Origin of the sequence: Streptomyces sp. NBC_01408, assembly GCF_026340255.1 — a bacterium.
Classification (GTDB): domain Bacteria; phylum Actinomycetota; class Actinomycetes; order Streptomycetales; family Streptomycetaceae; genus Streptomyces.
In genome coordinates, this window is record NZ_JAPEPJ010000001.1 from 1 (window position 1) to 13,125 (window position 13,125).

Genomic DNA, 13,125 nt, shown 5'->3' on the forward strand with positions numbered 1-13,125 from the left:
CCCGGTCACTCGGGCCGCGACGCGCCTGCTCGCGCAGGGAGTGCAGCTCGGCGACGCGCCCGCGGGCGTCGGTCGGCTCGCTCGGAGTCTGGTCCACAACGGTCATGTACCGACCTTACGAAGCCGTACATGAAAAACCTCCGTTGATTCCACACAGTCTCGGAAGTGTTCCGCTGTCCGGCCCGGACAGAACCGCCGGGCGATGCATCGACTCCACCAGACGGAACCTTCGTCCTTTGTCCGGACCCCACAAAACCTCGCGACACCTCGCCTAGAAGTTGAAATTTGAACGGAATGGGTCTAGTGTCATTCTCGTTGAAACTTCAACAACCACAGCAGCACACTACCGAGGAGGAAGCCATGGGTATCTTCACCCGCCGCAGCCAGGAGTCGCAGGGCAAGGACGGAGCCGCCGTCGCCACGCTCGAAGTCGACCCGGCTCTCGCCGCGCTCACCGGCGACTACGTCATCGACGCCGCCCACAGCAGCATCGGCTTCACCGTCCGCCACGCGATGGTCACCAACGTCCGCGGCTCCTTCACCGAGCACGAGGGCACCCTGCACCTCGACGGCAGCGACCCGGCGCGCTCCACCGCCGCCATCGACATCAAGATCGCCTCCGTGGACACCGGCATCGCCGACCGGGACGGCCACCTGCGCAGCGGTGACTTCTTCGACGCCGAGACCTTCCCCCTGATGAGCTTCCGCTCCACCGCAGCGCTTCAGCTCGGCGGCGACGCGTACCGCATCACCGGCGACCTGACGATCAAGGACGTCACCCGTCCGTTCTCCATCGACCTGGAGTTCAACGGCTCCGCCACCGACGTCTACGGCAACGAGCGCGTCGGCTTCGAGGGCAGCGCCGAGATCCTGCGTTCCGACTGGGGCCTGACCTGGAACGCCGCGCTGGAGACCGGCGGCGTGATGGTCAGCGACAAGGTGAAGCTGACCTTCGACATCTCGGCCATCAAGCAGGCCTGACGCCCGCCAGGCCCTGTCCGGGCGATCCGGGTGACAGGGCCTAGAAGGGCCTGGAAGGGCCTAGAAGCCGCCTCCGCCGTCGAAGCCTCCGCCACCGCCGAAGTCGCCGCCGCCGAAGCCGCCGAAGTCGGAGGGGTTGAAGTCGGCCCCGGAGACGTCCCCGCCCTCGAAGCCCGCGCCGCCGCCGAAGTCGGAGGCGTAGGCGGGGCTGGACATCATCGAACCGAGCATCGTGCCCATGAGCAGGCCGGGCAGGATGCCGCCGCCGAAGTAGCCGCCGGCCCAGGGACCGTACGCCGGGCCTGCGTCGTAGTAGGGGCGCGGCCCGTACTCGGTGTCGACCGTGCGCACCGCCGGGTCCAGCCCGTCGCGCAGCCGCACGGCGTCAGCCGTGCAGACCGGCACGGTACGGCGTGCACCGCCCGCCGGGGCCCAGGCGGCGTCCTCGGTGCTCGGCCCGTGGCGCGGGTCGAAGAAGCAGGGGGCGCGCCGCTCGGGGAGCGGCTCGCCCTGACGGCGCGCGTCGAGACGGGCCAGGGCGAACCGGCCGTCCTCCAGCGCCTGGGTGACTCCCCTGACCTCTTCGGGATGCTGCACGGAGGCCATGATCCGCTTGGCCTTCTCGTAGGAGTCGAGCCCCTGCTCGTAGTCCTTGCGCATGGCATCGTCCGCGCCCGGCTCCCCGGGGTGGAAGTCGAGGCGTTCGAGCTCCTCGCCGAAGGCGGTGATGTCCTCGTCGACGACCACGCCGAGACGGGCGATGGCCTCGCGCCGGACCTCTTCCTTCTTCTTGCGGTTGCGGCGCACCACTGTGTACGCACCGCCGCCGCCGATCACGGCCACCGCGCCGAGCGCGATCAGGGCTCCGACGGGAGCGCCGGTGTCGCCGCCGCTGGTCCCCCAGGAGGCGGGCGCCCCGCCCTTGGCCTGGCTGAGGGCCTGGTCCACGAAGTTGTTGAGCTGGGTGCCCGCGTCCACCGGCTCGCCGGTCTTCACGGCGGCGGTGAGGTTGCGTACGGCGTTGGCCGGCATGACGGCCGGGTCGGCGCCGGCGTCGAAGCCCTCGCCGAGCCGGACCGCGTAGAGCCCGGTGATGCCGGTCTGGGTGCGCAGCGCGGACAGCAGTCCGTCGGCCGGGAACTCGCTCGTGGCGGGCAGCACGGCGACGAACACCGGCTTCCCCGCGTCCTTGATCTTCTGCGCGAGCGCGTCCGCCTCGGCCTTGGGCAGCTGTGCCTCGGCGCGCGGATCGACGTAGACCGGGCCCTCCTTGAGGGCCTCCGCCACGACGGCCGGTCCGGTGGCGGCCGACGCCTGCGGGGCGACCGCGAGGACGGTCGCCGACAGGCCCAGCAGCAGACCGGACAGCAGCGTTCCGAAGCGTACGGATATCAGCCTGGTCCTCATATCCATGACGCTACCCGAATCGGGCCTTTCCTGTGTGAGCTGGACATAAGGGCAGCTCAGCCCTGCCCTACTCGGCCGGTTCGACCCCGGCGTGGAGCAGGCCGTAGGTGAAGGCGTCCTCCAGGGCCTGCCAGGAGGCCGCGATCACGTTTTGGGCCACGCCGACCGTGTTCCACTCGCGGACCCCGTCGGTCGTGGAGATCAGGACGCGGGTCGTGGACTCCGTGCCGTGCGTGCCCTCCAGGATGCGGACCTTGTAGTCGACCAGCTCGAACTTGGCCAGCTGCGGGTAGAACCGCTCCAGCGCCACCCGCAGGGCCCGGTCCAGCGCGTTGACCGGGCCGTTGCCCTCGGCCGTCGCGACGATCCGCTCGCCCTTGGCCCACAGTTTGACCGTGGCCTCGTTGGCGTGGGTGCCGTCCGGGCGGTCCTCGACGATGGCCCGCCAGGACTCGATGCGGAAGTACTTGCGGGCGCGACCCTCGGCCTCGGCGCGCAGCAGCAGTTCGAAGGAGGCGTCGGCCGCCTCGTACGTGTAGCCCTTGAGCTCCCGCTCCTTGACCCGCTCCACGACCCGGGAGATCAGCGCACGGTCCCCGTTGAGCTCGACGCCGAGCTCCTTGCCCTTGAGCTCGATGGAGGCGCGGCCGGCCATGTCGGAGACCAGCATCCGCATGGTGTTGCCGACCCGCTCGGGGTCGATGTGCTGGTAGAGGTCCGGGTCCACCTTGATCGCCGAGGCGTGCAGGCCCGCCTTGTGCGCGAAGGCGGAGACACCCACGTACGGCTGATGCGTGGAGGGCGTGAGGTTGACGACCTCGGCGATGGCGTGCGAGATCCGGGTCATCTCGGCGAGCGCCCCGTCCGGGAGCACCTTGCGGCCGTACTTGATCTCCAGGGCGGCGACGACGGGGAAGAGGTTGGCGTTGCCGACGCGCTCGCCGTAGCCGTTGGCGGTGCACTGGACGTGGGTGGCGCCCGCGTCGACGGCGGCCAGGGTGTTGGCGACGGCGCAGCCGGTGTCGTCCTGGGCGTGGATGCCCAGCCGGGCGCCGGTGTCGGCGAGGACGGTGGCGACGGTCGCCGTCACCTGCGCGGGCAGCATGCCGCCGTTGGTGTCGCAGAGGATGACGACGTCGGCGCCGGCCTCGTGGGCGGTGCGTACGACGGACTTGGCGTACTCGGCGTTGGCGCGGTAGCCGTCGAAGAAGTGCTCGCAGTCGACGAAGACGCGGCGGCCGCGGCCGACCAGGTAGGAGACGGTGTCGCGGACCATCTCCAGGTTCTCGTCGAGCGTGGTGCGCAGGGCCAGTTCGACGTGGCGGTCGTGGGACTTGGCCACGAGGGTGATCACCGGGGCGCCCGACTCCAGCAGGGCCCGCACCTGCGGGTCCTCGGCGGCCGAACCGCCGGCGCGGCGGGTCGCTCCGAAGGCGACGAGCTGCGCGTTCTTGAAGTCGATCTCGGCGCGGGCGCGGGCGAAGAACTCGGTGTCGCGGGGGTTGGCGCCGGGCCAGCCGCCCTCGATGAAGCCCACTCCGAAGTCGTCCAGGTGCCGGGCGATCGTCAGCTTGTCCGCGACCGTGAGGTTGATGCCCTCACGCTGGGCACCGTCGCGCAGGGTGGTGTCGAAGACGTGGAAGCTGTCGTCGAGGACCGCTGCTGCCGCCTCTGGTGTCGTCGTCATGCTGATCTGACTCCTGTCGGATGAGTGGTTCCGGATACCCGGGATCCACTGCCCCCATCATCGCGCGCGTCCGTTTCCCGGCAGGGATGAGGCCGGGAAACGAAAAAACCTCTCGCGGGTGCGAGAGGTTTGCGCGCGGGTCTGGGGCACGGTGGCCGCTTCCCGCGAAGGTCTTCCACGGTTCAGCGGCCACTGGGGACCGGCGCGCTGCTGGCGATAATCATGAGCTGAGCAGGCACGCTCGCAGTGTGCCACACCGCTCGCCGCGGATGGACAGGGATCTCAGCATGCGGGCACGGGCCGTTCCCCCCGGCCCCGCCGGGCAGTCTCGGCCTCGTCGGCGTTTTGAGGCGCACCCGGGCGTGGCCGACTGCGGCGCCGCTGCGGGGGCTCCGCCCCCGGGCCCCCCGCGCCTCAAACGCCGGCGAGGCTGAAGTGGCCCCTCGCCTCACGCGTCGGCGAGGCCGAAGAGGGCCCGCGCCCCACGCGTCGGCGGGGCTAAGGGGTGGGGGTGAGGGATTCGGTGAGGAACTCTCGGACGTGGTCGAGGATGGCTTCCCGGTCCAGCGTCGGGAGGCCCACCGCCAGCTGGATGCTGAAGCCGTCGAGGAGGGCCCGGATGCGGGCCGCGACGCGGTCGGGGTCCACCGGGCGGAACTCGCCGCGCGAAATGCCCTCGGCGAGCAGCGCGACCAGGTCGCGGTGCCAGGCGCCCTCGATGGCCGCCTGCCGGTCGCGTTCCTGGGGGCCGGCGTTCTGGGAGCGGTTCCAGACCTCCAGCCACAGCGTCCAGTGGGGGTCGCGGGCCTTCGTGGGCACGTACAGGTCGACGTACGCCCGTAGGCGCTCGCCGACCGGGCCGCGGCGCGCGAGCAGGGCCCGCCGCTCGGTGCCGAGCGCGGCCTCGCTCCACTCCAGGGTCTGCAGCAGGAGCTCGTCCTTGCTGCGGAAGTAGTAGAGGAGGTGGCCGCTGCTCATGCCGACCTCGCGGCCCAGCCCGGCCATGGTCAGGCCTTCGAGGCCGCGCTCGGCGATCGTGGCCATGGCGGCGACGAGTACGTCCTCGCGCGGGGGCGCGTTCTTGCGCGCCGCCCGTACCGGTACTCCACCCGCCGTCATGGCCCCACTCCTCGTCCGTACGCCGTCGTCGGTCAGACCTTCGGCTGCTGCTGGGTGATGCAGTGGATACCGCCACCCCCGGCGAAAATCGTACGTGCGTCAACGAGGGTCACGGTCCGCTCCGGGAACAGTCCGCGGAAGATCTCGGCGGCCTCCTCGTCGCGCGGGTCGTCGAAGGAGCACAGCACCACGCCGTCGTTGCACAGGTAGTGGTTGATGTACGAATAGTCCACCCACTCCCCGTCCTCTTCCAGCACGGTCGGCGCCGGGATCTCCACGACCTCCAGCCGGCGGCCCCGGGCGTCGGTGGAGGCGCGCAGGATGGCGGCGATCGTCTTGCAGCGCTCGTGGTCCGGGTGGGCCGGGTCGGGCTGGGTGTGCACCATCACGACGCCGGGGCGGGCGAAGGCGGCAACGATGTCCACGTGCCCCTGGGTGCCGTAGGTGCCGTAGTCGCCGGCCAGGCCGTAGGGCAGCCAGATGGCCTTGGTGGTGCCGAGGTGCGCGTGGATCTCGGCTTCGACCTGCTGGCGGGTCCAGCCGGGGTTACGGCCCTCGCCGAGCTGCACGGTGTCGGTGAGGAGCACGGTGCCCTCGCCGTCTACGTGGATGGCGCCGCCCTCGTTGACCAGCTCGGTGCTGTAGGTACGGGTGCCGGCCACGTCGGAGACGTGCCGGGCGATCTTCGAGTCGTGGTCCCAGCGGGCCCACTCCTGGGCGCCCCAGCCGTTGAAGGTCCAGTCCACGGCCGCGAGCTCGCCCGCGTCGCTGGTCACGAAGGTCGGGCCGATGTCGCGCATCCAGGCGTCGTCGAGCTCCTGCTCGACGAGCTGTACGTCGTCACCGACGATGGCGCGGGCGCTGTCGGCGTCACCGGGCGAGACCACCAGGGTCACGGGCTCGTACGCGCGCACCGCGCGGGCCACGGCGCCCCAGGCCTCGCGGGCCTCGGCGAGCTCCTGCGCGGTGGTGAAGGTCGGGTTGGGGCTGGGCCAGGCCATCCAGGTGCGCTCGTGCGGGGTCCACTCGGCGGGCATCCGGAATCCGGCGTCGACGGGCTTGTTCGTGGTCATGGCAGGGGTCCTTAAAGGGCTTTACAAGAAGTACAGGCGGTTGAGGGAGACCGATTCGGCGGCTTCGGAGCGCAGCGGTTCCCCGTCGAGGGAGACGAGGCCGCTGCGCGCGTCCACATCGACCGCGCCCACCCGGGAGTTGAGGAGCAGGTTGCCGGGGCCGATGCCGCGGGTGCCGCGGACGGCGACGCGGCGCCTGCGGGTGGGCATCTCGTCGCTGCCGAGGGCCGCGGCGGCGGCCGAGACGAAGGCGACGGAGATGTCCGCGGCGGTGGCCCCGTACGAGCCGAACTGCGGCCCGAGGACCAGCGGTTCGCAGGTGTCGGTGGCGGCGTTGGGGTCGCCGGTGACCCCGTACGCCGGGAAGCCGGACTTCAGCACCAGCTGTGGCTTGGCGCCGAAGAACTGGGGGCGCCACAGCACGATGTCGGCGAGCTTGCCGACCTCGATGGAGCCGATCTCGTGGGCCAGGCCGTGGGCGATGGCCGGGTTGATGGTCAGCTTCGCGATGTAGCGCAGGACGCGGGCGTTGTCGTCGCCCTCGCCGTCGCCGACCAGCGGACCCAGCTCGCCCTTCATCTTGGCCGCCATCGCGAAGGTGCGGCGGATGGTCTCGCCCGCACGGCCCATGCCCTGGGCGTCAGAGGAGGTGATGCCGATCGCGCCCAGGTCGTGCAGTACGTCCTCGGCGCCCATGGTGCCCGCGCGGATCCGGTCGCGGGCCATGGCCGCGTCGCCCGGGAGGTCCGGCTTGAGGTCGTGGACGGAGACGATCATGCCGTAGTGCTCGGCGACCGCGTCCCGGCCGAAGGGCAGGGTGGGATTGGTGGAGGAGCCGATGACGTTCGGCACGCCCGCCATCTTGAGCACGTTGGGTACGTGTCCGCCGCCGCAGCCCTCGATGTGGAAGGCGTGGATGGTCCGGCCGTCCAGCACCCGCAGGGTGTCCTCGACGGAGAGGCACTCGTTCAGGCCGTCGCTGTGCAGGGCGACCTGGACGTCGTACTCCTCGGCCACCCGCAGGGCGGTGTCCAGGGCGCGGGTGTGCGCGCCCATGTCCTCATGAACCTTGAAGCCTGAGGCGCCGCCCTCGGCGAGGGCCTCGACCAGCGGGGCCGCGTCCGAGGAGGACCCGCGGGCCAGGAAGCCGATGTTGACGGGCCAGGCGTCGAAGGCGTTGAAGGCGTGCTTCAGGGCCCACGGGGAGTTGACGCCGACGCCCCAGACGGGTCCGAACTCCTGGCCGATGATCGTGGTGACGCCCGCGGCGAGCGAGGCCTCCATGATCCGCGGGGAGAGCAGGTGGACGTGGGTGTCCACGGCGCCGGCGGTGGCGATCAGGCCCTCGCCGGAGACGATCGAGGTACCCGTGCCGACGACCACGTCGACCCCGTCGAGGGTGTCGGGGTTGCCGGCCCGGCCGATCGCGTGGATCCGGCCCTCGCGGATGCCGACGGAGACCTTGCGGATGCCGAGCACCGCGTCGATGACCAGCACGTTGCTGATGACGACGTCGCAGGTCTCGCGGACGGCGGCGGCCTTCAGGTGCAGGCCGTCGCGGGCGGTCTTGCCGAAGCCGGCCAGGAACTCGTCACCGGGCTTCTGCGCGTCGGACTCGACCCGGACGGTGAGCCCGGAGTCGCCGAGCCGGACCCGGTCCCCGGCGCGGGGGCCGAAGACGGAGGCGTACTCGTGCGGGTCGATGTGCCGGCTGCCCGGCGCGCAGTGATCGCTGTGCGGGGTCTTCTTGCTCACGCCTGGTCTCCGTCCGCGTGCTCGGTGGTACCGGTGCCGGGGACCTGACCCGCCGGGCCGTCGATGGCGGCGTCCCGGTGCACGTCAGTGCCCAGGTAGCCGCAGGCCGCCGCGCGGCGCAGGGCCTCTTCCTTGGCGCCCGGGGCGTCCAGGGGCCCGTCGACCAGGCCGGCGAAGCCGATCGCGATGCGGTCGCCGCCGATGGGGACCAGCCCGACCTCGCCCTCGCCGTGCGGGTCGAACCGTACGGAGGAGCCCGCCGGGACGCACAGCCGCATCCCGTAGGCCGCGGCGCGGTCGAAGTCCAGGCGCGGGTTGGCCTCGAAGAAGTGGAAGTGGGAGGTGACGCTGACCGGCACGGCGGCGGTGTTGCGCACGCGCAGGTGCAGGACGGGCTCCGGCTGGGGGGCGCCGGGGCCGGGGACGATCGCACCCGGGGCGTCGTCGCCCAGCGAGGCGGCGCCCTGGATGGGGGACGAGACCACCGCGAGGCGGGATCCGTCGTCGAAGACGGCCTCCACGTGCACCTCGGTGACCACGTCGGCGACGCCGGGCAGGACGTCGCCGGGGCCCAGCACGCTGCGGGCCTCCTCGATGGCCTCCGCCAGCCGCTTGCCGTCGCGGGCGGCCTCGCAGACCGTGTCCGCGATCAGCGCGGTGGCCTCCGGGACGTTGAGCCTCAGGCCCCGGGCCCGCCGGGCCCTGGCCAGTTCCGCTGCGCTGCGGAGCAGCAGCCGGTCGCGCTCCGTAGGGGTCAGCCGCACGCCGATCCACCACCTCTTGAGTCGATGGGTTAGAGCATCACTCTAACTCTTCATTTCCTTGCTGGGAATCATTGACCTGGGCGCAAGGCTTGAGTCACATTGAGTGTCGCTCAAATACCTTGCATCCCTCCTGTACCCCCGCCGCCCTGCCAAGGGAGTCCCCCTATGCCCATCGAACAGCGCGGAGTCGACACCATCCCCGAGGAGGAGCGGACGAGCGGTCCTCGCGACCTGGTCTCGATCCTGCTCGGCTCCAACCTCTGCCTCGGCGTGATCGTCTTCGGCTGGCTGCCCCCGTCCTTCGGACTGGGCCTGTGGCCCTCGGTCACCGCCATCGTGACCGGCACCCTCGTCGGCATCGCCTTCACCGCGCCGCTCGCGCTGGTCTCGCTGCGGACCGGCACCAACCTCTCCACCTCCAGCGGAGCCCAGTTCGGCGTCCGCGGCCGCCTGGTCGGCTCGGTGGTCGGCCTGCTGCTCTCCCTCGGCTACACGGCGCTCACCCTGTGGATCGGCGGCGACGTGATGGTCGGCGTCCTCTCCCGGCTCACCGGCCTCCCGGACACCGGCGTCTCACGGGCCGTGATGTACGGGGCCCTGGCCGTGTTCACCGTCGTCGCGGCCGTCTTCGGCTACCGGCTGCTGCTGCGCATGAGCAAGATCCTGTCCGTCGGGATGCTCGTCCTGCTGGCCGTCGGCGTCTTCGCCTACGCCGGGGACTTCACCACCGCCGCGCCGCCGGAGACCCCGTACCTGCTCGGCTCCTTCTGGCCGACCTGGCTGCTCGCGACCGTCGCCGCCGGCCTCAGCGGCCCCGTCGCCTTCATCACCCTGCTCGGCGACTACACCCGCTACATCTCCCCGCGCAGGCACGGCTCCCGCAAGGTGCTGTGGGCCACCGGCCTCGGCCTGCTGGCCGGGCTGCTGATACCCCAGCTGTTCGGCACCTACACCGCGCTCGCCGCCCGGGCCGGCGCCGACTACTCCGGTCCGCTGGTCGAGGCCGCGCCGTTCTGGTACCTGGTGCCGCTGCTCGCCGCGGCCGCGGCCGGCTCGGTGGGCAACGCCGGCCTGATGCTGTACTCGATGGGCCTCGACCTCGACGCGATCGTGCCCAGGGCCACCCGGACCACCGCCACGCTGGTCGCCGCGGCCGTCGCCACCGCCTTCGTCTTCATCGGCTCCTTCGAGTGGGACGTGCAGTCCGCGATGACCTCGTTCGTCCTGCTGCTGACCGCGCTCGGCACCCCGTGGGCCGTGATCACCCTCATCGGCTACGTGCGCTGCCGCGGCCGGTACGACGCCGACGCCCTCCAGGTCTTCAACCGCCGCTCCGTCGGCGGGATCTACTGGTACCGGGGCGGCTGGAACGTGGCCGCCACCGCCTCCTGGGCGATCGGCGCCGGGGTGGGCCTGCTCTCCGTGACCACCCCCTTCTACCAGGGCCCGCTGCTCTCCCTCACCGGCGGCGTGGACTGCTCCTTCGTCCTGTCCGGCCTGGCGGGCGCGCTGGTCTACACGGCCCTGACCGCCCGCAGCGCACCGGCACCGGCCCCCGCCGGCGCCGCGGCCGAGGAGCCGGCCGCCGTGTAGGGCTCCCCGTACGTACGAAGGCCCGCGCTCCTGGGATCAGGGGCGCGGGCCTTCGTACGTACGGAAGGAGACGACCTAGCCGAGCGGGTGCATCCAGCCGTGGCTGTCGGCGGCCTGGCCGGTCTGGAGGTCCAGCAGGGCCTTGCGGAGCTTGAGGGTGACCTCGCCGGGCTCGCCGTTGCCCTGGGTCCAGTCGGCGCGCTCGGACTTGACCGAGCCGACCGGGGTGATGCAGGCGGCGGTGCCGCAGGCGAAGACCTCGGTCAGGGTGCCGTTCTCGTTGTCGCGCTTCCAGTCCTCGGTGGTGATCCGGCCCTCCTCGGCGGTGTAGCCGAGGTCGCGGGCGATGGTGAGGAGGGAGTCGCGGGTGATGCCGGGAAGCAGCGAACCGGTCAGCTCCGGGGTGACGATGCGGTCGCCGTACACGAAGTACAGGTTCATGCCGCCCATTTCCTCGATCCAGCGGTGCTCGACGGCGTCGAGCCAGACCACCTGGTCGCAGCCGTGCGAGGCGGCCTGGGCCTGGGCGACGAGCGAGGCCGCGTAGTTGCCGCCGGTCTTGGCCGCGCCGGTGCCGCCCTTGACCGCGCGGACGTACTCCTCGGAGAGCCAGACCGAGACGGGCTTGACGCCGCCGGGGAAGTACGCGCCGGCGGGCGAGGCGATCACGATGAAGAGGAACTCGTTGGCGGGGCGGACGCCGAGGCCGACCTCGCTGGCGAACATGAACGGCCGCAGGTACAGGGAGGCCTCGCCGGAGTCCGGAACCCAGGCGCGTTCCTGCTTGATGAGCGCATCGCAGGCCTCGATGAACAGCTCGGCCGGCAGCTCCGGCATCGCCATGCGGCGCGCGGAGGCCTGGAAGCGCTCGGCGTTGGCCCGCGGGCGGAAGGTGGCGACGGTGCCGTCGGGCTGGCGGTAGGCCTTGAGACCCTCGAAGATCGTCTGCGCGTAGTGCAGGGTCATGTTCGCTGGGTCGATGGACAGCGGCGCGTACGGGACCAACTCGGCGTCGTGCCAGCCGCGGCCCTCGGTCCACTTGATCGTCACCATGTGGTCGGTGAAGTGGCGGCCGAAGCCGGGGCTGGCCAGGATCGCCTCGCGCTCCGCGTCGGACAGCGGGTTCGAGGAGGGCTTGAGCTCGATCGTGGGCATCGTCATGAGTGCTTGTCCTTCACCGGTTGTGTATGGCGGACCGCGCTCACGGCGTACTAGGACGTCCGAGCTTCCCCGTATTCCGCGGCCTCGCGTTCGATTATCGCGCGCATGGAGGCTTCGGTGAAATGGGGGATGCGGCCCAGGGGAGATGGTGACACCCGGGGCCGCACAGGAAAAGCCGCCGGGCATCTTGTTGCCTGGCGGCTTCCCGAGGTCGAGCTGCCAGGGTCAGCCGGCTACTCGGGCGGCGAGGGCGTCGCCGATCTCGTCGGTGGAGCGGAAGGTGCCGTCGCGCTCGGCCAGGTCGACGGAGACCGCGTCCTCGATGCGGGCGGCCTGGGGCTCGTAGCCGAGGTGGCGCAGCAGGAGGGCGACGGAGAGGATCGTCGCGGTCGGGTCGGCCTTGCCGGTGCCTGCGATGTCCGGGGCAGAGCCGTGGACGGGCTCGAACATGGACGGGAAGGCGCCGGTCGGGTTGATGTTCCCGGAGGCGGCGAGGCCGATGCCGCCGGTCACGGCGGCGGCCAGGTCGGTGAGGATGTCACCGAAGAGGTTGTCCGTGACGATGACGTCGAAGCGCTCGGGCTGGGTGACGAAGAAGATCGTCGCGGCGTCGACGTGCAGGTAGTCGGTGGTGACCTCGGGGTACTCCTGGCCGACCTTGTCGAAGATGTTCTTCCACAGGTGGCCGGCGTACACGAGGACGTTGTTCTTGTGGACCAGCGTCAGCTTCTTGCGGGGGCGGGCGTTCGCCCGCTCGTACGCGTCACGGACGACGCGCTCGACGCCGTACGCGGTGTTGAGGCTGACCTCGGTGGCCACCTCGGCGGGGGTGCCGGTGCGCAGGCTGCCGCCGTTGCCGGTGTACGGGCCTTCGGTGCCCTCGCGGACCACGACGAAGTCGATCTCCGGACGGCCGGCCAGCGGGGTGGCGGTGTTCGGGAACAGCTTCGACGGGCGCAGGTTGATGAAGTGGTCGAAGGCGAAGCGGAGCTTCAGCAGCAGACCGCGCTCCAGCACGCCGGACGGGACCGAGGGGTCGCCGATGGCGCCCAGCAGGATCGCGTCGTGGCGCTTGAGGGCTTCGAGCTCCTCGTCCGGGAGGGTCTCACCGGTGCGGTGCCAGCGCTGGGCGCCGAGGTCGTATTCCTTGGTCTCCAGCTTCACATCCTGGGGCAGGACCGCGGTAAGGACCTTGAGTCCCTGAGCCACGACTTCCTGGCCGATGCCATCACCGGGGATCACTGCGAGATTGATGCTGGTCGACATGGCGAAACCGTACTCCGTGTCCCAGCCCTCAGACATATTGCGTCCAGCATTTGGACCAATCGGGACGCAACATGTCCGGGCGGGCCAGTGGTCGGGGGTCAGTGGCCGGTCGAGCCGCCGTTGTCGCGGCGGTCGAGGGCCCGCTGGAGGGCTGCGGCGGCGTTCTTGCGGTCGGCGTCGGCCGTGGAGGAGTGGCGGACGCGGCGGACGGCAGCGGAGGTGGGGGTCATATGGATCGACTCCTTGAGATCACGGCGTGGCCGGGCCACGGATGAGGGGTTCCTTCAAGGCGCCGGAAGAGGCGGGGAGCGGTGCGCCG

The 13,125-nt window shown here is 71.1% G+C and carries 11 protein-coding genes; 2 read left to right on the forward strand and 9 right to left on the reverse strand.

The window, feature by feature from the left end:
- Positions 1-360: 360 nt before the first annotated feature.
- Positions 361-981: a YceI family protein gene (locus OG447_RS00005; protein ID WP_266934088.1), complete on the forward strand. Its 621-nt coding sequence runs from the start codon at positions 361-363 to the stop codon at positions 979-981.
- Between the two features lie 60 nt (positions 982-1,041).
- On the opposite strand, the gene OG447_RS00010 is transcribed toward OG447_RS00005, so the two are convergent.
- The 6 genes from OG447_RS00010 to ureA form a co-directional block, all read right to left on the reverse strand.
- Positions 1,042-2,388 (reverse strand): hypothetical protein, encoded by a 1,347-nt coding sequence (locus OG447_RS00010; protein ID WP_266934089.1) that lies wholly within the window; start codon positions 2,386-2,388, stop codon positions 1,042-1,044.
- Between the two features lie 67 nt (positions 2,389-2,455).
- On the reverse strand, positions 2,456-4,075 hold the full coding sequence (gene cimA, locus OG447_RS00015) for a citramalate synthase (protein ID WP_266934090.1): 1,620 nt from the start codon (positions 4,073-4,075) through the stop codon (positions 2,456-2,458).
- A gap of 498 nt (positions 4,076-4,573) precedes the next feature.
- Positions 4,574-5,194 carry a TetR/AcrR family transcriptional regulator gene (locus OG447_RS00020; RefSeq protein WP_266934091.1) on the reverse strand — a complete coding sequence of 207 codons (621 nt, stop codon included), beginning with the start codon at positions 5,192-5,194 and terminating at the stop codon, positions 4,574-4,576.
- A gap of 32 nt (positions 5,195-5,226) precedes the next feature.
- Positions 5,227-6,267, reverse strand: coding sequence for an agmatine/peptidylarginine deiminase (locus OG447_RS00025; protein WP_266934092.1), 1,041 nt, complete (start codon positions 6,265-6,267; stop codon positions 5,227-5,229).
- 21 nt (positions 6,268-6,288) lie between these two features.
- The gene (locus tag OG447_RS00030) at positions 6,289-7,971 is read right to left on the reverse strand and encodes an urease subunit alpha (protein ID WP_266938675.1); all 1,683 of its coding nucleotides are present in this window, start codon (positions 7,969-7,971) and stop codon (positions 6,289-6,291) included.
- Positions 7,972-8,018: 47 nt separating this feature from the next.
- Entirely contained in the window at positions 8,019-8,786 is a 768-nt protein-coding gene (gene ureA / locus OG447_RS00035; protein WP_266934093.1) for an urease subunit gamma, read from the reverse strand.
- Positions 8,787-8,951: 165 nt separating this feature from the next.
- Between ureA and OG447_RS00040 the strand changes: the two genes are divergently transcribed.
- Positions 8,952-10,379 (forward strand): cytosine permease, encoded by a 1,428-nt coding sequence (locus OG447_RS00040; RefSeq protein ID WP_266934094.1) that lies wholly within the window; start codon positions 8,952-8,954, stop codon positions 10,377-10,379.
- 75 nt (positions 10,380-10,454) lie between these two features.
- Here the strand turns inward: OG447_RS00040 and OG447_RS00045 are convergent, their stop codons facing one another.
- The 3 genes from OG447_RS00045 to OG447_RS00055 all read right to left on the reverse strand — a co-directional run bounded on the left by OG447_RS00045 (position 10,455) and on the right by OG447_RS00055 (position 13,036).
- Entirely contained in the window at positions 10,455-11,540 is a 1,086-nt protein-coding gene (locus OG447_RS00045) for a branched-chain amino acid aminotransferase (protein WP_266934095.1), read from the reverse strand.
- A 225-nt stretch (positions 11,541-11,765) separates the two neighbouring features.
- Positions 11,766-12,806 (reverse strand): 3-isopropylmalate dehydrogenase, encoded by a 1,041-nt coding sequence (locus OG447_RS00050; RefSeq protein WP_266934096.1) that lies wholly within the window; start codon positions 12,804-12,806, stop codon positions 11,766-11,768.
- Between the two features lie 98 nt (positions 12,807-12,904).
- Complete coding sequence (locus OG447_RS00055) at positions 12,905-13,036, reverse strand: hypothetical protein (RefSeq protein WP_266934097.1); 132 nt, start codon at positions 13,034-13,036, stop codon at positions 12,905-12,907.
- Positions 13,037-13,125 lie beyond the last annotated feature (89 nt).